The sequence below is a fragment of the Gordonia polyisoprenivorans NBRC 16320 = JCM 10675 genome, assembly GCF_000241325.1.
Lineage (GTDB): Bacteria > Actinomycetota > Actinomycetes > Mycobacteriales > Mycobacteriaceae > Gordonia > Gordonia polyisoprenivorans.
Map to the genome: position 1 here is coordinate 143,186 of NZ_BAEI01000075.1, position 23,872 is coordinate 167,057.

The 23,872-nt window shown below is 66.3% G+C and carries 21 protein-coding genes; 9 read left to right on the top strand and 12 right to left on the bottom strand.

Translation table 11 applies throughout. The annotated features are described in order from the left end of the window. The 7 genes from GOPIP_RS20635 to GOPIP_RS20665 are packed head-to-tail and all read right to left on the bottom strand — an operon-like array spanning position 1 to position 7,330. Positions 1-1,113: an MCE family protein gene (locus GOPIP_RS20635; protein ID WP_006371729.1), complete on the bottom strand. Its 1,113-nt coding sequence runs from the start codon at positions 1,111-1,113 to the stop codon at positions 1-3. After that, positions 1,113-2,261 (bottom strand): MCE family protein, encoded by a 1,149-nt coding sequence (locus tag GOPIP_RS20640; RefSeq protein ID WP_006371730.1) that lies wholly within the window; start codon positions 2,259-2,261, stop codon positions 1,113-1,115. Before GOPIP_RS20640 ends, GOPIP_RS20635 begins: the two co-directional genes overlap by 1 nt. Then, positions 2,261-3,304: an MlaD family protein gene (locus tag GOPIP_RS20645; protein ID WP_006371731.1), complete on the bottom strand. Its 1,044-nt coding sequence runs from the start codon at positions 3,302-3,304 to the stop codon at positions 2,261-2,263. Before GOPIP_RS20645 ends, GOPIP_RS20640 begins: the two co-directional genes overlap by 1 nt. A 6-nt stretch (positions 3,305-3,310) precedes the next feature. Continuing rightward, on the bottom strand, positions 3,311-4,330 hold the full coding sequence (locus GOPIP_RS20650) for an MlaD family protein (RefSeq protein WP_006371732.1): 1,020 nt from the start codon (positions 4,328-4,330) through the stop codon (positions 3,311-3,313). Further along, positions 4,327-5,658: an MCE family protein gene (locus GOPIP_RS20655; protein WP_035728524.1), complete on the bottom strand. Its 1,332-nt coding sequence runs from the start codon at positions 5,656-5,658 to the stop codon at positions 4,327-4,329. The genes GOPIP_RS20650 and GOPIP_RS20655 overlap by 4 nt, the downstream gene beginning before the upstream one ends. Before the next feature lies 1 nt (position 5,659). After that, positions 5,660-6,520, bottom strand: a complete 861-nt coding sequence (locus GOPIP_RS20660; protein WP_006371734.1) for an MlaE family ABC transporter permease — start codon at positions 6,518-6,520, stop codon at positions 5,660-5,662. After that, positions 6,521-7,330, bottom strand: coding sequence for an MlaE family ABC transporter permease (locus tag GOPIP_RS20665; protein WP_006371735.1), 810 nt, complete (start codon positions 7,328-7,330; stop codon positions 6,521-6,523). A gap of 114 nt (positions 7,331-7,444) precedes the next feature. Here GOPIP_RS20665 and GOPIP_RS20670 point away from each other — a divergent pair, with 114 nt between their 5' ends. Together GOPIP_RS20670 and GOPIP_RS20675 are read left to right on the top strand one after the other, a co-directional pair. After that, a complete protein-coding gene (locus tag GOPIP_RS20670; protein WP_006371736.1) occupies positions 7,445-7,849 on the top strand; it encodes a hypothetical protein in 405 nt (134 codons plus the stop codon). 197 nt (positions 7,850-8,046) lie between these two features. Further along, entirely contained in the window at positions 8,047-8,895 is an 849-nt protein-coding gene (locus tag GOPIP_RS20675) for a ribokinase (RefSeq protein ID WP_006371737.1), read from the top strand. Positions 8,896-8,915: 20 nt separating this feature from the next. On the opposite strand, the gene GOPIP_RS20680 is transcribed toward GOPIP_RS20675, so the two are convergent. Further along, positions 8,916-10,025 (bottom strand): NAD(P)/FAD-dependent oxidoreductase, encoded by a 1,110-nt coding sequence (locus GOPIP_RS20680; RefSeq protein ID WP_006371738.1) that lies wholly within the window; start codon positions 10,023-10,025, stop codon positions 8,916-8,918. Between the two features lie 119 nt (positions 10,026-10,144). Between GOPIP_RS20680 and GOPIP_RS20685 the strand changes: the two genes are divergently transcribed. Both GOPIP_RS20685 and GOPIP_RS20690 read left to right on the top strand, forming a co-directional pair. Continuing rightward, on the top strand, positions 10,145-10,714 hold the full coding sequence (locus GOPIP_RS20685) for a type 1 glutamine amidotransferase domain-containing protein (RefSeq protein WP_006371739.1): 570 nt from the start codon (positions 10,145-10,147) through the stop codon (positions 10,712-10,714). Between the two features lie 150 nt (positions 10,715-10,864). Continuing rightward, positions 10,865-14,389, top strand: a complete 3,525-nt coding sequence (locus GOPIP_RS20690; RefSeq protein ID WP_006371740.1) for a DUF3376 domain-containing protein — start codon at positions 10,865-10,867, stop codon at positions 14,387-14,389. On the opposite strand, the gene GOPIP_RS20695 is transcribed toward GOPIP_RS20690, so the two are convergent. Beyond that, positions 14,317-15,195: a helix-turn-helix domain-containing protein gene (locus tag GOPIP_RS20695; protein WP_244421187.1), complete on the bottom strand. Its 879-nt coding sequence runs from the start codon at positions 15,193-15,195 to the stop codon at positions 14,317-14,319. The genes GOPIP_RS20690 and GOPIP_RS20695 overlap by 73 nt on opposite strands. Before the next feature lie 115 nt (positions 15,196-15,310). On the opposite strand from GOPIP_RS20695, the gene GOPIP_RS20700 reads away from it, so the two are divergent. Both GOPIP_RS20700 and GOPIP_RS20705 read left to right on the top strand, forming a co-directional pair. Continuing rightward, on the top strand, positions 15,311-15,664 hold the full coding sequence (locus tag GOPIP_RS20700) for a nuclear transport factor 2 family protein (protein WP_014361930.1): 354 nt from the start codon (positions 15,311-15,313) through the stop codon (positions 15,662-15,664). Between the two features lie 98 nt (positions 15,665-15,762). Beyond that, positions 15,763-17,079, top strand: coding sequence for an aspartate aminotransferase family protein (locus GOPIP_RS20705; RefSeq protein WP_035728526.1), 1,317 nt, complete (start codon positions 15,763-15,765; stop codon positions 17,077-17,079). A 1-nt stretch (position 17,080) separates the two neighbouring features. Here the strand turns inward: GOPIP_RS20705 and GOPIP_RS20710 are convergent, their stop codons facing one another. Continuing rightward, positions 17,081-17,566 carry a PPOX class F420-dependent oxidoreductase gene (locus tag GOPIP_RS20710; protein WP_006371744.1) on the bottom strand — a complete coding sequence of 162 codons (486 nt, stop codon included), beginning with the start codon at positions 17,564-17,566 and terminating at the stop codon, positions 17,081-17,083. A 116-nt stretch (positions 17,567-17,682) separates the two neighbouring features. Between GOPIP_RS20710 and GOPIP_RS20715 the strand changes: the two genes are divergently transcribed. Beyond that, positions 17,683-19,734: an OPT family oligopeptide transporter gene (locus tag GOPIP_RS20715; protein WP_006371745.1), complete on the top strand. Its 2,052-nt coding sequence runs from the start codon at positions 17,683-17,685 to the stop codon at positions 19,732-19,734. A gap of 6 nt (positions 19,735-19,740) precedes the next feature. On the opposite strand, the gene GOPIP_RS20720 is transcribed toward GOPIP_RS20715, so the two are convergent. Continuing rightward, on the bottom strand, positions 19,741-20,361 hold the full coding sequence (locus GOPIP_RS20720; RefSeq protein WP_006371746.1) for a TetR/AcrR family transcriptional regulator: 621 nt from the start codon (positions 20,359-20,361) through the stop codon (positions 19,741-19,743). A gap of 39 nt (positions 20,362-20,400) precedes the next feature. Between GOPIP_RS20720 and GOPIP_RS20725 the strand changes: the two genes are divergently transcribed. Then, positions 20,401-21,570 carry a phosphotransferase family protein gene (locus tag GOPIP_RS20725; protein ID WP_006371747.1) on the top strand — a complete coding sequence of 390 codons (1,170 nt, stop codon included), beginning with the start codon at positions 20,401-20,403 and terminating at the stop codon, positions 21,568-21,570. Next, entirely contained in the window at positions 21,570-22,685 is a 1,116-nt protein-coding gene (locus tag GOPIP_RS20730; protein WP_006371748.1) for an Rv3169 family protein, read from the top strand. The genes GOPIP_RS20725 and GOPIP_RS20730 overlap by 1 nt, the downstream gene beginning before the upstream one ends. Positions 22,686-22,818: 133 nt before the next feature. On the opposite strand, the gene GOPIP_RS20735 is transcribed toward GOPIP_RS20730, so the two are convergent. After that, positions 22,819-23,872 (bottom strand): HNH endonuclease signature motif containing protein (locus GOPIP_RS20735; RefSeq protein ID WP_006371749.1); only part of this gene is annotated, 1,054 nt, incomplete at its 5' end.

A 23,872-nucleotide genomic window follows, 5' to 3' on the forward strand; every position in this document is an offset into this window, starting at 1 on the left:
TCAGCGACCTCCGTTCGGTCGCGTCGGGCGGCCCGGCCGGTGGGCGCCGGGGAGTCCGCCGGTGAGGGCGTCGGTGAGATCGCCGGGTGTCGGCAGCGGCTGTCCCGACAGCAGCATCCCGCCGGTGAGGATCTTGTCGATGCCGCCGGGGATGTCGAGGGCACCGTCGAACACCAGGTAGTCGCCACGGATCGACCGGGTGAAGTTGGCCATGAACTGATTCATGTGCGTCAGCGTCTGCCCCACGTTGTCGTTGAAGGTGCCCAGCGAACTCACGAGTGCGTTCGCGTCGGTCACCAGCGAATTCAATTGTGGTTGCCGGCCCCGGGTGATCGCGTCGGCGCTGCGGGCCAGTGAGGTGGTCTGTGACATCAGGGTGGCCAGCTGATCACGTTGCGCGGCCAGCACATTGACCGCAGCCGGGGTCTGCGACAAGAAGTCCTCGACGAGATTCTGCTGTCCGGCGAGCGTGTCGGTGACGTCGGCAGCCGCCGACATCGCCGCGTTGAAATCGTCGGTGTAGCGCGATGATCGGGCGAGCAGGCGGTTCAGGGTGTCGATCAGCACGCCCACCTTGTCCGAGCGTTGGTCGAACGCCTCGTTCAGGCTCGCCATCACAGACTGCAATTGGCTCACACCGCTGCCGGAGAGGACGTTGCCCAGGGCCGCGAGGGTCCCTTCCACCTGCGGACCGACGCTGGTGGCGTCGAGACCGATGCGGGCACCCCCGCCGAGATGGCCCTGCGGGTTCTGCGGTGGGGTCAGCCGGATGAACGGGGTGCCCAGCGCCGACGGGAGTTCCACCGAGGCACGGACATTCGCCGGCAGATCGGTGTGGTCGTCGAGGGACAGCGTCAGTTGTGCGTGCCCACCGTCGAGGGCGATGTCGGTGACCCGGCCGACGATCTGCTGGCCGCTGCGCACGTCGGAGCCGTCGACGACGCCGTCCGCGGTGCTCAGTTCGGCGGTCACGTCGAAGGTGCCACGCGCACCGGCCAACGGCAGATCCTGCAGTCCCGTCGCACACCCGCTCACACCGCAGGCCACTGTCAGCGCGGCCACGGCACCGATCGCCGGCCGCCGCCATCCACCGGCGCCTCGCATCGCTGCCATCAGCGGCCTCCCTGTGGGGGAAGGGCGCCACCGGAGATCGCCGAGACGATGCCCAGCGGGTCCGACGAGCTGATCGGGAACGAGATCGGATTGGTCAGTCCCGCACCGACACACAGCGACATCGGGAATCGGTCACACAGCGGTTTGAGGGTCTTGAACTGTGTCAGTGTCGTCGAGATGTTCAGCCGGATTCGCCCCCGATGGTCGGGGCCGATCGTGCTCGACAGGTTCTGCATCATCAGTGGTGCGAGATCCATGAATTCGGCCAGTCCCGACTTGTTGGCGGCGAGGGTGTCGCCGAGCGCCTTGAGGTTGTCGGCGACCACGCCGACATCGTTGCCGTGGGCCATGACGAAGGCGTTGACCTGATCGAAGATCACCTTGAGATCGTTGATCGGGGTGGTGATGTCCTGGTTGGCCGAGGCCCACTGGTTGCTCAACGCTCCCATCGAGTCGATCAACCCGTCGAGGGAAACCTGTTTGGCCTGGAAGGTCTGCATGAGTTGGTTGAGTGAGTCGATGAGATCCTGAATGTCGTCGGCGTGGGCGCCGACGATCCCGCTCGCCGATGCCAATTGGCCCATCGCCGTGTTGAATTCGGGACCGCCGCCATCCCAGGACTGTGCGGTGCGGGCCAGCAGGGTTCCCACATCCGCCGACTGCGGATCGGCCGACGGGCCGAGGATCTTGGTCAGCGTGCCGAGGCTGCCCATCAATTGGTCGAAACTGATCGGCGAGTGCGTCCGCTGTTGGGGAATCGTATCGCCGTCGGCGAATTCGGGGCCCTTGGTGTAGGCCGGTCCGAGTTCGAGGTGACGGTCACTGATCACCGACGGGTTCAGAACGTAGGCCTGCACGTCGGCGGGCAGCCGGACGTCCCCGGCGATGGTCATCTCCACATGAACGTGATCGCCACGCGGATCGACGGCGGTGATCTGGCCGACCGGCACCCCGAGGACCGTCACCTTGGAACCGGTGTACAGGCCGTTGACGAAGGCGAAATCGGCGTTGACGCTGGTGGTGTCGGGACTACGGCCGAAGATGTACCACGTCCCGGCGACCAGCGCGGCGACCACCAGTAGTGCGGCGAAGATCTTCCCGCCGTAGCGCTTCCGGTGCCGGACCTCGCGAACCTGACGAAAGGTCATCAGCGGCACCCCTGCATCACACCGAGCACACACAGCATGTTGTCGGGGATCACCGCCGACGGTGAGACGACGTCGGCCCAGTTGCCGTTGCCGGTGGCGTCGGTGACGGTGCGCATGGCCGGCGGCAGTTGTTGCAGGATCGCGTTGATGTGGTCCACGTTGTCTTTCAGGGTCGTCGTCACCGATTCGATGTTGGTGGTCAATTGCCCCATCGGTACCTGCGGGAAGGTGGCCGCCATCTGCCCGAGCACGATGCGTAGGTTGTCAACGAGCCGGGTCAGCACCACACGCCGGACCACGAGGGTCTGCACGATCGCCTGCGCGCTCGACAGCGCGTCGGAGATCGAATCGGTCTGTGCCGCGGTGACGGTGGCCAGTCGTTTGGACAGCGACAGCAGCTGGTCGAGTTGGGAGCCGGTCCCGGTGATGACCGATGCGGCGCCGGCCGCCCCGCGCAGTGAGGCGTCGAGCGTCGTCGAATCCGGGATGATCGACTTCATCGTCGACATCATCGCCCGCAGCACGTCGGGGTCGATCTGTGCGGACGCGTTGACCGAGGCGGCCGAGATGTCGTCGAGACTGTACGGACTGTCGGTGCGGGACAGCGGGATCGTGTTGTCGGGGCCCACCTGTCCGTGCCCGCCGGGGACGATCTCCAGATAGCGCTTGCCGAGTACGGTGCGCAACCGGACACCGGCGCGGGTCTGATCACCCAGCGGCTGACCGTTGTCGAGCCGAAAGCCCACGCGCACATGGTCACCGGCGAGGTCGATGCTCTCGATCCGCCCGGCCGGTACCCCGGAGACGAGAACGGGGTCGGCGGTCGTCAGACCGGACGCATTGGCGAGGTCGGCGGCGTACGGCGAGGTCCGCAGTTCGTAGCGCAGCTGCGGGACACCGATCGCCACGAGGACGAGGACGAGCAGGGTGACGATGCCCGCGGTACCGAGGACCGCAGGCGAGGCTCCTTGAGAACGCTTGTCGGACTTGAAGACGAACTCGAGGATGCCGACGAAGACGTCGATCAATCTGACCAGGAACATTCGTGATCACCTACACACCGAGGAATGTTGGGGCCCGAAGATGTTGGCCTCCAGATCGAAAGCCTTCAACGTGAAATTGCACAGGTAGAGCATCATGAATCCGCCGTAGCGTCCGCTCGCATTGATCTTCGCGGCCATCACCGGGAACTGCTCGAGAAACCGCGTGAACTGCTCGGTCTGCGGAATCCACGACGATGTCACGTCGCGCAGACCGGTCAGTGTCGAGGCGAACTGTCCGTCGGCGGCCGTCATCATCTGCGCCAGCGACGACAACGCGCGATCGCCGCTGTCGAGCAGCGCGCCGAGCTGCCCGTTGTCGCCGATGATCGTCGACGTCAACTGATTCAAGCCGGTGAACAGTTCGGTCATCTGCGGGCTGCGTTTCTCGACCGTGGTCATCAGCACGTTCATGTTGGTGACCAGCCGGGTGAAGATGACACCGTTCTCCGACAGGTTCTGCCCCATGCTCGCGATCTGTCGCAACAGCAGTTCCACCGAACCGGCCCGACCCTCGAAGGTGTCGACGAATCCGCGGGCGAGTTCGTTGACCTGCTGCGGTTGCAGCGCACTGAACAGCGGCTGGAACCCGTTCATCAGTGCGGTCAGGTTGATCGGCGGAGTCGTTGCGGTGAGCGGGATCTCGTTGCCGGTGCGGGCCGGCTGATCGTCGCCGGCCGCGGTCAGCGCGATGTAGCGGGCGCCGAGCATGTCGCCGTAACGCACTGCGGCGTGGACGCGTTCGGGGATGACCTTGTCCTTTTCGACCTGCACGGTCACCGACGCCTGCGCGGTCCCGTTCGCTCCCGGCACCAGCGCGATCGAATCGACCCGACCGATGCGCACGCCGGCCATCTTGACCGGGTTGCCGGTGACGAGACCTTCCGCGTCGGCGAAGTGGATGACGTAGTCGTCGGTCGGCCCACCCACCGGCACCCGCAGTGTGTTCACGACGAGAACCGCGGCCACGATCCCGATGATCACGAACGAGACCGCCTTGATCAGGGTCCATGGGGACAGGGTGGTCATGACGGGCTCACCTGCGCTCCGCGGACCATCGGCCCGAGCATGACCACGGTCGCCGGATTCGGCTGTCCCCCGGCCTCATCGGCCGACGATCCGACGCCCACCATGCCCTCGAGCCGGCGCAGGGCGGGACGTTCGCCGGTACCGTCGATGGTGACGTCACCGGAGAACGCCGACGGTGTGGCGGTCGGGGCGGTCGGGGTGCGCACCGGCGGGTTGAGCACGGTGCCGTTCGGCTGACCGGGCGCGCGCACCGGACCGACGCCGATCTCGGCCCCTGTTCCGGTGCACTGTGATCCGCGCATGGTGCCGTAGGTCGGGCAGTCCGCCGCGGTGTACGGCATCGGTTGGGAGAAGGTGGGCACGGCGGTGATGTTGAACTTTCCGGTGGAGAACACCTGCGCTCCGGCGATGGCGAACTTGTCGGCCTCCGACAGGGTGCGAGAGAGCCCGTTCGGGTTGTCGGCGACGGTGGACAGGATCGTCGACGTCGAGGTCAGCACGGTGATCAGGTTCTGGCGTTGTGCGGCGACGAACGGCCCCGCCGTTCCCAGATAGCCTGCGGCCGAAGCGAAGAACGACGCCAGACTCTGCGAGTGCTCGAGGATGCCCTCGGAGATGTGGGTGACCGAGGCGAGGGTTTCGGTGATCGCCGGCGTGGCGCGCTTGAGGGATTCGACGACGCGCCGGAATTGCGGTGTGGCGTCGATGAACTCATCGACCGCCGATTCGAGTTGCTGCGACGCGGTGGCCCACTGGTCGATCATCAGACCCAGGTCGGTGCCGCGACCCCCGATGGCCTTGTTCACCGCCGCCAAGGCAACGGTCATCTTGTCCGGCTGTACCTCGGCGATGAGGTCGCTCATCTTGGTGAAGATGTCGTAGAGGTTGATCGCGTCGGGACCCGAATCCACGGTGATCTCGTCGCCGTCGGACAGCGAATGCGCACTGTGTTCGAGCTGCGGGGCGGGGACGAGCTGAACATAGATGTCGCCGAAGAACGTTCGCGGCAGCACACGCATCATCACGTTCGACGGGATCGACCCGATCACCGAATCCTCGATCGTCAGGTTCACCTCGGAGGACTGGGTGCCCGCATCGATCGACGAGATCTCGCCGACCTTGACGCCGTGATATCGCACCGGCGCACCGGCGGTGATCAACCCGGCCTGCACCGGGACCTGGGCGTGGATGACGGGGTCGGAGTTGGTCAGATGCGTACTGCGGGCGACCATCCAGAATGCGAAGGCGCCGACCAGGATCATCGCGATGACCGCACGCACGATGTATCCGCCGCGAGACACCGGATTGCCCGGCAGCATGACCGTCACGTCAGATCCCCATTCCCGGGATCTGGGGCACCAGCCCCCACAGCCCGAATGTGAAGATGACGTCGAAGATGCCGATGGCCAGAATCGAGGTTCGCAGGGCGCGTCCGGCCGCCTGCCCGACGCCTTCGGGACCGCCGCTGGCGAAATATCCGTAGGAACAGTGCACGAGCGTGACGATCGCAGCGAAGACCACCGCCTTGATCGCCGAGTAGAGCAGATCGGCGGGCGTCAGTGCCAGGTGGAAGAAGTAGTCGTAGGTACCCGACGATTCGCCGTTGTACCAGACCACCACCAGTCGGGTCGCGATGTAACTGGCGAGCAGACCGATCATGTAAATCGGCAGGATGCAGACCATCGCCGCGATCATGCGGGTGGTCGCGAGGAACGGGATCGAGCGGATCGCCATCACGTCGAGCGCGGCGATCTCGTCGGAGATCCGCATGGCACCGACCTGCGCGGTGAAGCCGGTGCCCACCTTGGCGGCGAGCGCGATGGCGACGACGACCGGAGCGAGCTCGCGGGTGTTGGCGATCGCCGAGAGCATGCCCGACAAGGTGGTCATGCCGACGAGTTGCAGTCCGCGATAGGTTTCGACGCCCAGCATCATGGCCGCGGCCAGCGACATCGCCAGGACGATGCCCATCGTCCCACCGCCGGACAGCAGCGACTTACCGCCGAAGGTCACCTCGGCGATCTGGTTGAGTACATGCTTGCGGTAGTGCACGAGTGTGTAGGGCACCGCAGCGATCGCGCGCAGGATGAAGGTGACGTACTCGCCGAGCCGGACGAAGCCGTCGACGAATGCGGAGAGGCGGCGCGTCGAGCGCACCCGGATGCGGTAACCAATGTCTGCGCTGACCATCTAGTACGACCCCACAGCCGGCACCATCACCGAATAGAGCTGTGACAGAACGGTGTTGAAGATGAACACCAGAGCGAAGGCGATCACCACCGCCTCGTTGACGGCATCGGCGACTCCCCGTGGACCGCCGCGAGCATGTAATCCCTTGAAGCAGGCCACGATCGTCGACAGCAGCGCGAACACCGCCGCCTTCACCAGTGCCATCACGAAGTCCGAGGTGCGCCCGTACTGGCTGAATGTCGCCATGAACGCGCCGGCCGGAAGATGTTGCACGTAGACGTGATAGAGGTAGCAGGCCCCGACGCCGGTCACGGTGATCAGCGAGCACAGGACCAGCGACACGATGATCCCCGCAGCGATACGCGGGGCCACGAGCCGCTCGATCACGTTGAGGCCCATCACCTCCATGGCATCGACTTCTTCGCGGATCTTGCGGGAGCCCAGGTCGGTGCAGATCGCGGAGCCAGCGACGCCGGCCATCATCAGCGCGCTGACGAGCGCCGAGGCCTGTCCGACGATGATGAAGGCGACGACGGCGCCCGAATAGCCGCCGGCGCCGATGCGGCCGGCGAGTTCGCCGACCGACACCGCGATGAACACGCCGACCGGGATCATCAGCAGCAACGACGGACCGGTACTGACCCGGCCGATGAAGACCGTCTGATTCACCGTTTCGGTGATCGAGAGACGGAACCGGAAGATGGCGACCACGAGCGAACCGATCGCCTGTAGCGCAAAGCCCAAAGTGTGTCCGGCCTCATTGGCCAGATCACGTAGCGGCCCCTTGGATGCGGGCAGCTCGAACGCCATACGACCCCCAGGTGTGGCATGTGATCGAGATCTCAACTGTCGATCGTCACGCTAACATACTTCATATATGAAATGTGAAACACGAAAACTTTGCGCCGAATGGAGCTCGCCGACATGAGATCGATACCTGTCCGAATCGCCGTGACCACGGCGTTTGTTGTCATCACCGGTGCCGTGGGCGGTGTCGTGGGTATCGGGCCGGCTTCGGCCGCGGTGGTCCCCACGCTCGCGGTCACCACCGCGGGCAGCGCCGACTGGACGATCACCTATGACATCGGAGCCGGCCCGCACACCGACGGTCGCTGCACCGTCGTCGTCGATTCGCGCACTCTCGTGCGCGACGGCACCGAACGCACGCTGACCTTGCCGGGCTCCGCTGTCCGACCCGGCCGGCATCCCGTCCGCGTGCGATGCGGCGCCGCCACCAGCCCGACCCTGTGGATCTACGCGCCCCGCGGCCAGATCAACGACATCGGCACCTGGGCCTCCAACACCACCGCCGGCGTCCTGGGGATCTGAACGTCTCCTGTAGGCCGATGGTCGAACCAGCCTCGGCTGACGGCGGTCTCGAGGGTCGGCGCCAGGGGCGCCTCCCACCTCGACCATCGGGTGGGAGCCTTTCATCGATGGTCGAGGTGCGAGGCGCGTGCGCCTGGCCTCGAGACCCCCTGCCACGGTGCTGGTTTCACAACCGCCTCACCGGCATAATCGACACGATGAACTCCTCGTCGCGTGTCGCCGTGGTCGGCACCCTCAATCTCGACCAGGTGGTGCACGTCGAGCGTCTACCCGCCGACGGTGAGACGGTCCTCGGGCTGTCCCAGACGGAGCGGCCGGGCGGCAAGGGCGCCAATCAGGCCGCGGCAGCGGCAGCGATCACCTCGACGTCGCTGATCGCCGCGGTCGGCGACGACGCGGCGGGCACCACGATGCTCGAATATCAACGTGCTCAGGGTGTCGACGTCGAGCACGTTCGTCGCGTCACCGGCCTCAGCGGACGGGCGGTCATCGAGGTCGACGCCGACGGCACCAACCGGATCATCGTGCTCTCCGGTGCGAATGCCGAGCTGACCGCCGATCGCGTCACGGCGTCCTTGGACGCACTGGACCCCGAAGTGGTTCTCACACAGCTGGAGTCGCCCCGCGAGGTCACCGACGCCGCTGCACGGTGGTGCCGAGCCCATCTGAGGCGCTTCGTCCTCAATCCCAGTCCCGTCGCGGCACTGGATGATTCGATACTGGCACTGGCCGACCCGCTGGTCGTCAACGAGATCGAGGCCGCCTACTACGGCACAGCCGACGATCTCGAGTTGCTGGCGCAACGGCTTCGGTCACGCTGCACGTCGGCGGTCATCACCCTGGGCGCCGAGGGGGTGCTCGTCGTCGACGACGGTCGCGTCACCCGCATCAACGTGCGCGGAGTCACCGCCGTCGACACCACCGGGGCCGGCGACGTCTTCGCCGGAACCCTGGTCGCGCACCTCGCCGCCGGCATCGAACTTCCCGAGGCGGCGTCGCTCGCCGCGGACACCGCAACCGATTTCGTGTCCCGGTCACGCAACTGACGACCCCGCAATCGAGCCCCTCAGTCTGCCGCACCCAGCCGATCCTCGGGCCGAAACGGCTCGGCAACCGTCCCGGCGACCACCGACTCGGCGAGCGCCTCGCCGAGGACCGGTGCGTGTTTGAAGAGATTGTGTCCGGCAATCACGTAGGCGTTGCCCGACTTCCAGATCGCCACCCCGTCGTCACCCCAGGGCAGACGTGTGACCCAGCAGTGCACGATGCCGATCGGTTCGTGTACGAGCCCGGGAAGCGCTCGGGAAGCGTAGGCGATCGCGTTGTCGGCCGAGCGGGCCAGGGCGTCGGCGTCGTCGATGGCTCCGTCATCATGGGCGACAACCGAATCGGAGAGACCGAGCCCGAACGCGGAGCGGTCGGGATAGGCCGCGGCATACACGCCCGACACCCCGAACGCTCCGCTGCCGTCCTGCAGTGTCGGCAGCCGGTCGGGAACCTCGCGCAGGGCGAACGACACCCGGACATGCGCACCGAGTTCGACCGGTATCGCCACCGAGAACGCGCGGGCCAGGGCAGCGGTGCCGCGTCCGGCTGCCACCACCACCGCGCCGTGCGTGGATACCGTTGTCGGGGTGCGTATCTCAACTCCTGCCGGACGGTCGCGCACCGTGATCGCCTGCTCGGCGATCAGCCCGGCCCCGGTCGTTGCCTCTCGTGCCTCGTCCGCCAGACGCGCAATCGCCGTTCGGGTGTCGATCGACCCGCCATTCGGGTCGAATACCGCTCCGCCGTTGTAGGCGCCGAGTATCGGTAGCAGCGAGGCCAGTTCGTCACGATCGACGAGTCGCGCCCCGATGTCGGCATGATCCTCGAGGAGGGCCAGCCGTCGCACGGCGGTCGGTCCGAGCGCGAGCGCGCCGTCGTCGCTGACGAGTCGCACACCGAAGGTGTCCTCCCAGTCGCGCCACTGCCGTCGTGCCCGGACCGCGAGTGCCACCATCCGCGGATCGTCGTGCGCGTGCCGGAAGATTCGCGATACTCCCGCCGACTGTCCCGAACCGGGCGTTCCGGACTCGAAGACCGTCACCGAGTACCCACGGGAACGTAACGCGTGTGCCGCCGACAGTCCGACGATGCCCGCGCCGATGACGGCGACGTCCGAGGTGGTGGTCATGTGCCCGACAGTACAAGCGCAAGCCTATTGAAGGGTTGACACGACAGGGTTTGGACAGGCCGGTGACGGGGTATCCACGACGACCGGGGGGAGAGAACAGACGCGAAAGGAGCAGCACCATGGCTGAAGAACTCAAGGGAATCACCGTCGCATTTCTCGTCGCACCCGAGGGCATCGAGCAGGTCGAGCTCACCGAACCGTGGCGGGCGGTCGAAGAGGTCGGCGGCACGCCGAGATTGGTGTCCACCGACAGCGGAACGGTGCAGGCGTTCGAGCATCTCGACAAGGCCGACACCTTCGACGTCGACGCCACCACCGACACCGTCACCCCCGACGACTTCGATGCGCTCGTGTTGCCCGGTGGGGTGGCCAACCCGGACTACCTGCGCACCGTCGAGTCCGCGGTCGACTTCATCAAGGGCTTCTTCGACGCCGGCAAGCCGGTCGCCGCGATCTGCCACGCACCGTGGACCCTCGTCGAAGCCGATGTGGTCCGGGGTCGCTCGATCACCTCGTGGCCGAGTGTGAAGACCGACATCGCCAATGCCGGCGGCAACTGGGTGGACGAAGAGGTGGTGGTGGATCGCAACGGGCCCAACACCCTCATCACCAGCCGCAAGCCGGACGATCTGGCCGCCTTCAACTCCGCACTCGTCGTGGAGTTCGGTCGCAGCACCGCCGACGCCTGAGGACCGCCGACGCCTGAGCAGCGCCCCGGCGTCGCGTATATCGATTCGCAGACGCCGGGGACGCCATGCTGTCCGATTCGGTCCGGACTGCGGTTGAATAGGCATCAGTGTTGTCGCGTCGGGCGATGACCCCGGCGGAAGACCGCGACGATGTCACCGGACACCAGCACGAGTCAGACTCCTACCCGCACCCTGCGCGTGGCGCTCGCCATGCGTGGCGGGGTGAGCATGGCGGTATGGATCGGCGGGGTGATCGCGGAGTTGGATCTGTTGCGGCGGGCCACCGATGACACCCCTGACACCTCGGGCCGCGCAAAGATCTATCGTGAGTTGCTCGGCGAGGCCCACTACAAGGGTGTCGAGTTCGACATCCTCGCCGGAGCCAGCGCGGGTGGGCTCAACGCGGTGCTCTTCGCACTTGCGCAGAGCTATGGGGTGGTCACCGACTCGATCGTGCGCAGCACGTGGGAAAACGACGGTGGTCTCTGGGATCTGCTGCGCAGCCCGTCCGACAACGCCGCAGCGGATCGCTGGTCGGGCTTTCGCGCCGTCGACTCCGTGTTGTCCGGCGACGGGCGATTCCTGACTCTGGCCGTCACAGCGGTGAATAGGATCGCCGCCGCTCCGAGACTGTCGAAACGGCAGCCGCCGCAAGCACTGAGCGTTGAACTCGCCGCCACCCTGCTCCCCGACCCGGACAAGCAGGTGACCACCGGCCGCGGCGGTTTCTCCTTCACCCGCCGGCCCGGTGGGTTGAGCTCGGCGTACTCGACCATTCCCGGATTGGGCGACGACGAGTCCGCCGCCGAGGTCGCTCGGCAGGCCATGGCACTGGCGATCCGATCGACATCGTCGTTTCCGGGCGCCTTCGAACCGGCGACGGTGTATTCGATCGACTCTCCCGAGGAGATCGCGCCGAACAGCGGCGGAAAACCCAACATGGACAGAGTGTTTCCGTTCGCTCGCGCTGCCACGGGTGGCGACACGGCGGTCGGCACCACGGTGTCCGGCGACGCACCTTTTCTCGTCATCGACGGTGGGGTCTTCGACAACATCCCGATCGACCGTGCGATCCGCGCCATCCAACGCGCCCCCGCGTCGGCGCCCACCGAGCGCGTGCTGATGTACCTCGACCCACAACCGCCCGCGCAACCCGAACCCATCCCGGTGCCGGCGACGGACAATGCGCAGCGACGAGTGCTCGCCAAGCAAACCGCCCAATTGTCGCGCTGGCTCAACGTCATTCGCTCCGGCATGTCGATGAAGAGCCGGCAGGAGTCGGCCGAGGACGAGATCACCTACATCCGCGAACACAACGACAGCGTGCTCGCGCTGCGCGGACGCACCGAAGAACTCGCCGCATGGTTGGGAACCGCCAAGGGCCCTCTGCCGAGCATTCCGGTGAGCCGCTACATCCAGTCCCGGATCGGTTCCGACGCACAGCATTACAGCGAGATCCTCACCGCACCACACACAATGCTGTTCACCCCGCCGTTCCCGGCCGAGCCACGCACACCCATCGAACCACTGATCAGCCTGCGCATCAAAGACGCACTCGCCCAGGCTTACACGAGGGTCACCCCCGGCTCGACCGCAGCTGGCTCCGACTCGCAGGCCCAGTCGGTGATGACCCGTGGGGACGTCACCGCCGCCATCGACGCGACACAATTCCTGATCGCCTGGGCACGTGCGCTCGAGGGCGCCGGGAAGGACGCGGCGAGCGCGCTCAAGCCCTCGCTGTATCGCTGCGGCGCCGTGCTTCTACAAGCCCGCCATCTCACCGTCGACACCGCGCTGGCGTCGGTGGCCGCGACCCCGGAGCGATGGACCGATGCGCTCGTCGACGGTATCGCCGCGCAGGGCCGCCTGACCATCAGCACCGAGGTGAACTGTGCGCTGAAACAGGGCAACAGCGTCGACGACGCGGCCTTCTACAGTGCCCTGTCGCCGTCGATGACAGCGAGTGGGATCGGATTCACCTCCGGCGCCGACTCCTCGGCACTCCTCACCACGCTCTGGGGCCACCTCGACGAACACCTGGCAGCCCTCGTGACGATCTCCGCCGAGGCCGACGAGGAGTTCTGGAATGAATCCCTGTATCGCGCTCTGGCACAGAACTTTTCCACGAACGGCACGTACACGTGCTACAACATCGTGCGACTCATCGCCGCCTCGGGCGGACCCGACACCCAGTCGGTCATCCGCTACCACCAGATCACCGGTGACGAACCGCCGGCCACCGCCGACTCCGACTACCTCAAAGCCCTTCGCGCCGACGCCGTCGCGACCCAGTTGGAGGCATGGCTCAAGCACGACACCGCGATCGACGCCATCGATCCGCAACAGTTGTCGGAGTGGATGGCCAAGATCGATGGTCTCGAACGTGCCGAGGACAAACTCTGCGGCACACCCTTGGCTCGTTTCGCCGGCTTCCTCGACTGGCGGTGGCGCGCGAGCGACTGGCGTTGGGGCCGAGTCAATGCCGCCTCGGGCATCGTCGATCTCCTCCTGCCGGACGATCCGCGTGCCGACGCCGAGCAGAAGACCCGGCAGGACGCGCGGCGGTACTACAAGAAGAGACTTCAGAAAGAGATCGTCGCCGAAGACCCCGACGCCCAAGCGATTCCCGCGCGGGGCCTCGGTGCGATCACCGACCTCCCGTCGTCGTATCGCGTGGGTCTCGTCTCGCGCGCCTCCGGTCTGGTGATCCGGGCGTTGCAACCGGCGTCGATCTTTCCGAGCCCGGTCAAGAAGTCCGTCGTGATCATCGGTGTCGCACTGTTGCGCGTCATCCCGGTCCTGTTGGGGTTGATCGTCGACCCGCTGCGCCTGCTGATCGCGCTGGCGGCGACCCTCCTGACGTCCTTTCTCCTGCCGGGCGATTCCGAGACGGGGCCGGCGCTCTGGTACACCGTCTCGTTTCTCACCGTCATCATCGGCGGACTGTTGGTCCTACGTTCCCTTGCCGCAGACAGCAAGTGGCGCAACATGAATCGCCGGCTGGAACAAACCGTCACCGGCGGCCCACACGAGTCCTGGCTCGGTGCCCTGCACTTCGCGGAGGAGAAGACACGCAAGTGGCGTCAGTGGACCGCCGCGGTGGGTGTCGGCTGTATCGCTGCCGCGGTGATCACCGGCGTCCTCACCGGTGAACGCGTGGTGACGCGCTACCAGATCGAGCCGTTGCTCATCGTGTGGGTACTCGTCGCCGGTGGGGCGATCACACTCACCGTCCGTTGCACGAAAGTGCCTCCCGCACTGGCATACAACCCGCCGGTCGTCGAAGGATTGGGCCGACGACTGCGCCGGCGGGTTCCCCTCGTCGTCGCAGTGGTGTTCATCGTCGCGATCGTCGTCACCGCGTTCTGGGGTGACGCCACCCCGCCGAGCGCCCCGATCTACACCGCGGTGCTCGCCGCGGTGTGCAGCGCCGTCCTCGTCGCGTGCTCACTGTGGGGGTGGACCTCGGCGGCCCAGGTCTACACCTACGCAGCTCCCGCCGCGGTCCTCTCGGGGGCGATCGCCGCGGTCTTCGACGTCTGGGTCATCCCGGATTCGGCGCTGCCCCTGACCGTCCTCGTTCCGGTGATCGTGTGGTGGCTCTACCTCGCGGTGTTCCTGGGCAACGTCAAACCACGCACCTCCGAGGAGATGGGCTTGCGCCCGACCGACTGAGTGGTGGTCGTGCGCCCTTGCGGCTCGCACTTCGAGAAGAGGTCCCTGGTTTGCTGGTCTGCCGGGAGAAATGTTTCGAGATGCAGTTCCTCCAGGGAGACGTCGGTCGCCGTCTCCAACTGGGTCGAGGCGCTGAAGAACCGCAGAATCCCTTCGGCGGAATCGAGTTCGAGAGTGAGAACGGGCCCGGCTCCTGGTGGCGCGCTGAGCACCTCTGGAACGTTCGACACGATGTCGTCGGCAAGCTCGAGATGGCGGGGATCGTGTGTGCGATTCGCCCGGTGGGTGACCTGTCGGTACAGATGGCCGGCCCAGGTGCTGAGATTGCGGATGCGGGTGGACATCCCGTCGGGGTGCAGGCACACACGCAGCACATTTACCGGCGGCTCGAGGAGTTCGGGTGCACATCCTGCCAGTAGACTTTCCGTCGCATCGTTGGCGTCGATGATGTTCCAATAGCCGTCCAGAATGAGTGCAGGATAGGGGCGATGGGCATCGAGCAGACCGCGTAAGCCATCCATCACGGCCGCGACCGAAGCGTCATCCCGATCACGGGCCTCGTACCGGGGCGCGTACCCGCCGGCAAGAAGTACTCGATTGCGCTCTCGAAGTGGTAGGTCCAATTGTTCGGCCAGATGGAGGAGCAGGTCGACACTGGGGCGCGCCTTGCCTGTCTCCACCCGGCTCACATGTCGACTGGACACACCGGAACGGTTCGACAGTTCCTGCTGGCTGAGCCTGCGGCGCTCTCGCCAGATCCGGAGCATGGCACCCGCGCTGTCGGCGTTCATGGGTGTCGCGGCCATGCACGAAAGAGTAGACGGCGCGCGTCCGGTGGGCCATGACCTCCGAGGTCATGGCCACACGCATCGGTCATCGTCAAACTCTTTGAGGGAAACCTATTCCCGCAAGGAAGGAAGAATGATGAACGACATCGCAGAGAAGTACCTGCAAACGTGGAACGCCACCGGGAACGACCGGGCGGATCTCCTTGCCGCCGTCTGGTCGCCGTCGGTCTCTTACGTTGATCCGCTCGCGGAAGTCAGCGGTCACGCCGGCGTGAGCGCTGTGATCGACGGTGTGCACGAACAGTTCCCCGAATTCGTGTTCTCCAGACTCAGCGACGTGGACGCGCACCATCGGCAACTGCGATTCCAATGGGGGCTCGGGCCGGCCGGATCAGAACCGGTGGTTGTCGGTTTCGACGTGATAGTCCTCGATGAGCAGGACAGGATCCACGACGTCCGTGGATTCCTCGACAAAGTGCCGGCCTGACATTCCACGCCACCGGAACCGGTGGAGTGCCGCAAGTATCGCGGCACTCCATCCAACCTCTCCACGCAACCGCAGGCGCCACCCACTACCGTCAACGCATGAACACGGTGCACGACCCCACTCCGCACGACCCCACCCCGCGCGATCCCGCCCGGCACCTGATTCGCTACGGCGGCAGTTTCTCGCCCGAGTTGATCGCCCGCGCGGAGGGCAGCTTCGTCTACACGGCCGAGGGCCGGCGCATCCTCGATTTCACCTCTGGGCAGATGTCGGCGATCCTGGGGCACTCGCATCCCGAGATCGTGGCGACGGTGTCGCGGCAGGTCGCAACGCTCGATCACCTGTTCAGCGGGATGCTCTCCGAGCCGGTCCTCGAACTCGCGGCGCGACTGGCCGATTCGTTGCCCGCACCGCTGGAGAAGGTGCTGCTGTTGACCACCGGCGCCGAGTCGAACGAAGCTGCGATCCGACTCGCCAAACTCGTCACCGGCAAGCACGAGATCGTGTCGTTCGCGCGGTCGTGGCACGGCATGACGCATGCGGCCGCGGCAGCGACCTACAGCGCCGGTCGTGGCGGTTACGGTCCGGTGTCACCGGGGAACTACGCGCTGCCCACCCCGGACGCGTTCCGTCCCGATTTCACCCGTACCGACGGCACCCTGGATTGGGAACGACAGCTGGACTTCGGTTTCGGGCTCATCGACGCCCAGTCGGTCGGCTCGCTGGCCGCGTGCATCGTCGAGCCGATCCTCTCCTCCGGCGGTGTCATCGATCTGCCGCCGGGCTATCTGGCTGCGCTGCAACGCAAATGCCGTGAGCGCGGCATGCTCCTCATCCTCGACGAGGCGCAGACCGGGTTGTGCCGCACCGGTGACTGGTATGCCTTCCAGCGCGACGGCGTGGTCCCCGACATCCTCACCCTGTCCAAGACGCTGGGCGCCGGACTGCCGCTCGCGGCGACCATCACCTCGGCGGAGATCGAGCAGACCGCCCACGACCGTGGGTTCTTGTTCTTCACCACCCATGTCTCCGACCCGCTGGTCGCCGCCGTCGGCAACACCGTTCTCGATGTGCTGGAACGTGATCGGCTCGACGAGCGCGCCACCGCCGCCGGAAAACTGTTGCGGGAGGGCTTGCGCGACATCGCTCGTCGCCATGCCGTCGTCGGCGACATCCGCGGGCGCGGGCTGCTGCAGGGACTCGAACTCGTCGAGCCCGGCGACCCCGACGCCGGCGCCGACCGGCTGGGCGCCGCGGTGACCCGTCGGTGCTTCGAGCTCGGGCTGCACATGAATGTGGTGCAGCTACCGGGTATGGGCGGCACGTTCCGGATCGCTCCGCCACTCACCGCATCCGACGCCGAACTCGTGCTCGGCCTCGAGATCCTCGAGCAGGCGATCGCCGAGAGCGTCTGAGTCAGGCGTCTTTGGCGTCGAGCGCGGCGGCGACGTCCGCCGGGAACCCGCCGGTGGCGATCGGCCCCCACGACGTGGGCGTGACCCGGATCAGCGACTTGTTCTGCAGTCGCATCGCTGCACGGTATTCATCCCAATCGGGGTGCTCACCGGAGATCGACCGGAAGTAGTCGACGAGACCGTCCTCGGCGTCGGGCATGTCGAGGACCTCCGCGGTGCCGTCGACCTGCACCCACGGCCCGTTCCACTCGTCGGAGATGACGCACACGCTGACCTGCGGGCGCTTCTTGGCGTTGGTGGTTTTCGCGCGTCCCGGATAGGTGGCGATCACGATGCGCCCCTGGTCGTCGACGCCGCCGCTGACCGGCGAGATCTGCGGGGCGCCCGAGTCCCGGGTGGTGAGCAGCAACATCTTGTGGCGCGGCCGCAGGAACTCTTCGAGCTCGGCCTTCTCGACATCGGTGGCGGTGGCAATGGTTCTGGGCATGTCTCCACCGTAGGTGACGCACGGGTTCCGGCGGACACGTCTCGGTCCCGAGGTCGCCCGCCACGCCGGGCGCCGGGCTTATGGTGTGACAGACCCCGAGCGAAGGAGAGACCACCATGTCCGATGCTCCGACCGTGGTGGCCCCACCGCCCACCGCAGGGCTTCGCGAATTGACCGTGCGCGGCGTGATTCTCGGCGGCCTGATCACGCTGGTGTTCACCGCGGCCAACGTCTACCTGGGCCTCAAGGTGGGCCTGACCTTCGCCACGGCCATCCCGGCCGCGGTGATCTCGATGGCGGTGCTGCGCTTCTTCTCCCATCACTCCATCGTCGAGAACAACATCGTGCAGACGATCGCGTCGGCCGCGGGTACCTTGTCGGCGATCATCTTCGTCATCCCCGGTCTGGTGATGATCGGATGGTGGACCGGGTTCCCGTACTGGATCACCCTCGCGGTCTGCGCGGTCGGCGGCATCCTCGGCGTCATGTATTCGATTCCGCTGCGTCGGGCGCTGGTCACCGGCTCGGACCTGCCCTACCCGGAAGGTGTTGCCGCAGCTGAGGTCTTGAAGGTCGGCGAGACCTCCGAGGGCGTGGAGAGCAACCGGGCCGGCCTCAAGGCGATCATCATCGGTTCGGTCGGTTCGGCTCTGTTCGCCCTGCTGGCGAAGATGCGGATCTTCACCGACTCCGTGTCGGCGGTCTACCGGATCGGCAGTGGCGGAAGCATGTTCGGCGCGAGCCTGTCGCTGGCCCTGATCGGCGTCGGCCATCTGGTGGGCCTGACCGTCGGTATCGCGATGCTCGTGGGTCTGGTCATCTCGTTCTTCATCCTGATGCCGATCTACTCGTGGGGCGATTTCACGGCCGCGACCGGCGCCATCGGCGACACCATCGACACCGTTTTCTCCTCCGACGTCCGGCTCATCGGCGCGGGGACCATCGCCGTCGCCGCCGTGTGGACTCTCCTCAAGATCATGCGGCCGATCATCACCGGTATCTCCGGCGCGCTCACCTCCGCGCGCTCACGCCGCGCCGGGGTCGCCGTCGACATCACCGAGCGCGACATCCCGTTCCCCTACGTCGGCGGCACCGTGCTGGTGATGCTCATCCCCATCGGGCTGCTGCTGTGGGATTTCGTCCACACCGCGAAAGCCGGCTCGTCGTCGATGCCGCTCGTCGGGTCGGCCGGCGGCATCATCACCGTCACCATCGTGTTCGTCGCCATCATCGGCCTGGTGGTCGCGGCGGTCTGTGGCTACATGGCCGGACTGATCGGGTCGTCGAACAGCCCGATCTCCGGTGTCGGCATCCTCGTGGTGATCATCGCCGCGGTGCTGATCAAGGTCGTCTATGGCACCGCGACCGGCGACCAAACCGACGCACTGATCGCGTACACGTTGTTCGCATCGGCGATCGTCTTCGGCGTGGCCACCATCTCCAACGACAACCTGCAAGACCTCAAGACCGGTCAACTGGTCGGTGCCACACCGTGGAAACAGCAGGTCGCACTCATCATCGGCGTGCTGTTCGGGTCGGCGGTCATCCCGCCGATCCTCGGGCTGATGAACGATTCGTTCGGCTTCGCCGGTATGCCCGGCGCCGGCGAGGACGCCCTGTCGGCGCCGCAGGCGCAACTGCTGTCCACCCTTGCCAAGGGCGTGCTCGGCGGGTCGCTGGACTGGGGTCTGCTCGGCATCGGCGCGCTCATCGGGATCGGCGTCATCATCGTCGACGAGGTGCTCGGGCGGACGACCGGGCGATTGCGGTTGCCTCCGCTGGCCGTCGGTATGGGCATGTACCTGCCGATGTCGTTGACGCTGATCATCCCGGTCGGCGCGATCCTCGGTGTGTTCTACAACAAGTGGGCCGACCGTAAGGGCGGCGACGTCGAGCAGAAGAAGCGGATCGGAGTGCTCATGGCCACCGGTCTGATCGTCGGCGAGAGTCTGTTCGGTGTGGTCTATGCGGCGATCGTCGCCGCCTCCGGGGACGATGGCGTGCTCGGGGTGGTCGGCGACTCCTTCGAGAATTACGCCAAGTGGCTCGGCATCGTGTTCTTCATCCTGCTCATCCTCGGGCTCTACAAGTGGGCCCAGCGGATCGCGGGGTCGATGGGCGGAACCGGGGTCGGGCCGAGCGAGCCCGTCGACGTCACCAAACGCTGAGGCTGCTCACTGCGCCGGTGGCTCGTCGACGACGATCGCCGACAGCGCCGCCAACATCTGCGCACCCCATGCCTCGTCGAGACCGTCCTCGCGATGCATGAGGGTGTGCAGAATGGCTGCGCCACCGAGCATTTCGACGAAGATCGTCGGGTCCACGTCGACGCGCAGTTCTCCACGTTCGCGCGCGTCCATGAGGCGTTCGGCGACGCCGCCGAAGACTCCGGCGAAGCCCGCGAGCACTCGCTGATGCACCGCCGGATCGGCGGCCATATCGGCGATCAGGCCCGGTAGCGCCGCCCGCGTCACGGGACTGCCGAACACCGCGCACACCTCCTCGACCATCTGTGCCACATCCTCGGAGATCCGTCCGCTCTGCGGCACCAACGTGGTGAACCGGCCGAACGTGGCGTCGTGTACCAGGTGCGGCTTGGACTCCCATCGCCGATAGATCGCGGTCTTGGTGGTGCCTGCACGATGCGCAACCGCGGCGACCGTCACCCCTGCATATCCGGTCTCGGCCAGCAGTTCACGTGCCGCGTCGAGTACCGCGGTATCGATGCTGTCGTCACGGGGCCGTCCGGCGGTTTTCCGGATTCCGCTGCGGGCGCTCGCGTCCTCTGCTGTCATAACGCTACCGAGCGTAGCGGAATGAGGAAGGAATCACCGATGTCCGACACGGCGCCCCCACACAGCGGTCACACCCCGACGGTCGACACCCACGTCGACCCGTTACAGCGGTCGGCACGCGACACCTCCGAGGTTCCGCTCATCCTCGCCAACTGGATCGGCAGCCGCGGGGACTCACCTCGCGGTACACCCCAGCTGCACATCGATGCCGGTGTCGACGCGAACGGCATGTCGTCGGAGACGATCATGGTCGATGCGCATTGGCCCGACGGGGGTTCACCGACCGACGAGCGGTGGGTGATGCGCATGGCGCCGCGACCCGAGGACATCCCCGTCTTCGACACCTACCGGCTCGATCACCAATACGAGACGATGCGACTCGCCGCGGAGTCCACCGGCCTGCCGATCCCCCGGATGCGGTGGCTCGAGCCGACGGGCGCGCTGTTGGGGTCGCCCTTCTTCCTGATGGATCGCATCGACGGGCTCGTCCCACCCGACGTCATGCCCTACACCTTCGGCGACAACTGGCTCTTCGATGCACCTGTGGAACACCAACGTGCCCTGCAGGATTCGACGGTCGAACTGGTGGCGCGGCTGCACTCGATCCCCGAGGCGTCGACGAGATTCGGATTCCTACGAGAGGGCCAACCGGCCGCGGACTCTGACCTGCGCAGCCGCCTCACCTGGCTGGCGCAGTGGTACGAGTCGTCGACGACGATCGGCCGGTCCCCGCTGGTCGATCGGGCGCTGCCGTGGCTCGAGGACCACTTCCCCGACAACGTCGCCGCGTCGGATTCGGTACTCATCTGGGGTGATGCGCGGATCGGCAACGTGATCTACCAGGACTTCACCCCCGCGGCGATCCTCGACTGGGAGATGGCCACCCTCGGACCACGCGAGCTCGACGTGTCGTGGATGATCTTCGCGCACCAGGTCTTCCAGGAGCTCTGCGGACTCGCCGCGCTGCCCGGTATGCCACATTTCCTGCGGGAGAACGACGTCCGCGACACCTATCGAGAATTGACCGGAGTCGAACTCGGTGACCTGCGGTGGTTCTCGGTGTTCGCCGGCGTGATCTGGTGCTGTGTGTTCATGCGCGCCGGCGCCCGACGCGTGCATTTCGGCGAGATCACCCGGCCCGCCGACGTCGACGCCGAACTCTTCTATCACCGTACCCTGCTGGAACGTCTCCTCGAGGAAGGACCGTAATGCTCGGACCCACCGACGAATTCCCCATTCATCAACTCCCCCAACCGATCGCATGGCCGGGTAGCTCCGACCGGAACTTCTACGACCGCTCCTATTTCAATGCGCACGACCGCACGGGCGAGATCTTCCTCATCACCGGCATCGGGTACTACCCGAACCTCGGCGTCAAGGATGCGTTCGTCCTCATCAGTCGCGGCGGCGCCCACACTGCGGTACACCTGTCCGACGCGATCGACGACGACCGCCTCAATCAGCATGTCGGCAACTATCGTGTCGAGGTCAGCGAACCTCTGCGCTCGCTGCGTATCGTCCTCGACGAGACCGGCGGCATTTCTGCCGATCTCACCTTCACCGGACTGTTCGACGCGTTGCAGGAAATGCCGCACGTGATGCGCACCGGTCGGCGGATCACGTTGGACGCCCAGCGTTTCGCACAACTCGGCACGTGGCGTGGACAGCTGGTGATCGACGGTGAGGAGATCACCGTCGATCCGGCGACGTGGCTCGGGTCGCGTGACCGCTCGTGGGGTATCCGTCCCGTCGGCGAGGCCGAACCCGCGGGACGTCCGGCCGACCCGCCGTTCGAAGGGATGTGGTGGAACTACATCCCGATGGCGTTCGACGACTTCGCCCTTGTCCTCATCGTCCAGGAGAACCCCGACGGATTCCGAACCCTCAACGACTGTAGTCGCGTCTGGAAGGACGGTCGCGTCGAGCAACTCGGTTGGCCGCGCGTCACCGCCCACTACCGCTCGGGCACAAGGATTCCCACCGGCGCCTCGATCGAGATGACCGACTCCGCGGGCGGCACGGTCACGCTTGAGGTCAGGTCGTTGCTGGCCACACCGCTCCACGTCGGCGGCGGGTACGGCGGTGACCCCGACTGGACGCACGGCCTGTGGAAGGGTGAGGGCTTCACCGAGCGGGTGACCTACGATCTGGCCGATCCCGCTGTCGCCGGCCGCATTCCGTTCGGGATGATCGACCACGTCGGCACCGCGACCTGCCGCGAAGCCGACGGCACCACCCGAGAGGGCTGGGGCCTGTTCGAGCACGGCGCTCTCGGTCGCCACGACCCGTCCGGCTTCGCCGACTGGCTGTCGGTGGCGCCGTAGCCGGCGGTGGTCGAGGCGCCTTTCCTGGTGGTCGAGACGCCTTTTCTTGGTGGTCGAGGTGCGACGAGCGCAAGCGAGGAGCCTCGAGACCCGTTGCACCACAGCTGGTTCCACCCCACAGCAAAAGCGACCGTCACCGCGGATACGTGACGATCACCTGCCCGGTCCGTCGGATCCGCCACTCCACCCGTCGGTCGGTGTAGAGCGTCGGCACCCAGTCGGCGAGGTGTTTGCGTTGGTGATCGGCCCGGCACAGTGGGATCAGGTCGCCGAGCACCGTCCAGCCTCCGGCTTCGGGGTCGGTGTGGTTGAAGGGTCGCCAGTGGTCGAGGTCGCACAGGTGTGACGGCATCCCGCAGAACGGAAACCGGCACCAGGCATCATTGGCCAGCACCTCAGCGCGCAATGTCGCGCTGGGTGCATACGTTAATGCCCCAGGTGGTGGCACGGTGTGACCACCGTGTCCGGTCGGATCCGCCGGTGGCGCCTGCGGCCGGTCGGAGATCTGCGGGATGAGTGGTCCAGCGGCACGGGCGGATTCGGGGTAGTGGATGGTTTTCACTACGTCGGCGAGGGTGGTCGCGTAGTCGGGGTCGATCGGCCCGTATCCCTGCAACCGGGGCACGAGAATCCCGTCCGGGTCCTTCAACACCGTCAACACAGGTGCGCCGGGCACCACCAGCGCCCGCCCGAATGCCACGGGCACCTCATCCGGGATCGGCTCGTCCAGGGGGTCGGGGATCTCGGGTTCGGCGACCGGCTCCACCCGATCGAGTTCGGGAGCGTCGGCATCGGCGGGTTCGGGCAACAGGTCGACCCACGCTGCCGCATCCTCGGCGTCAGCGGGAGTTTCGGCCGACCCATTGCTGTCTGTGCTGCCACCTCGTTTCGGGCAATCATCTTGTCCGCATTCGCAGTCGAGGTGCGCGCCGGGCACACCGGTGATCTCCCCGAGGGCGATCACCCGCAGTGACCCCACGCGGCGCGGGTCCTTGCGGCAGGTGCGTTCCTCGATCAGCGCATTGATCTGCGTTGTGAAGAACACCCCATAGTGGGCGGGGACAACCGCATCCAAGGTGGAATGTCCGGCAGTTTCTGCGGTGATGGTGACGTTTTCCACCAGGTCGGTGATGGTGTCGCGGTCCTCGGAAACAGCGTCGGGGTTCATCGAGATCAGCGCTGCCTCG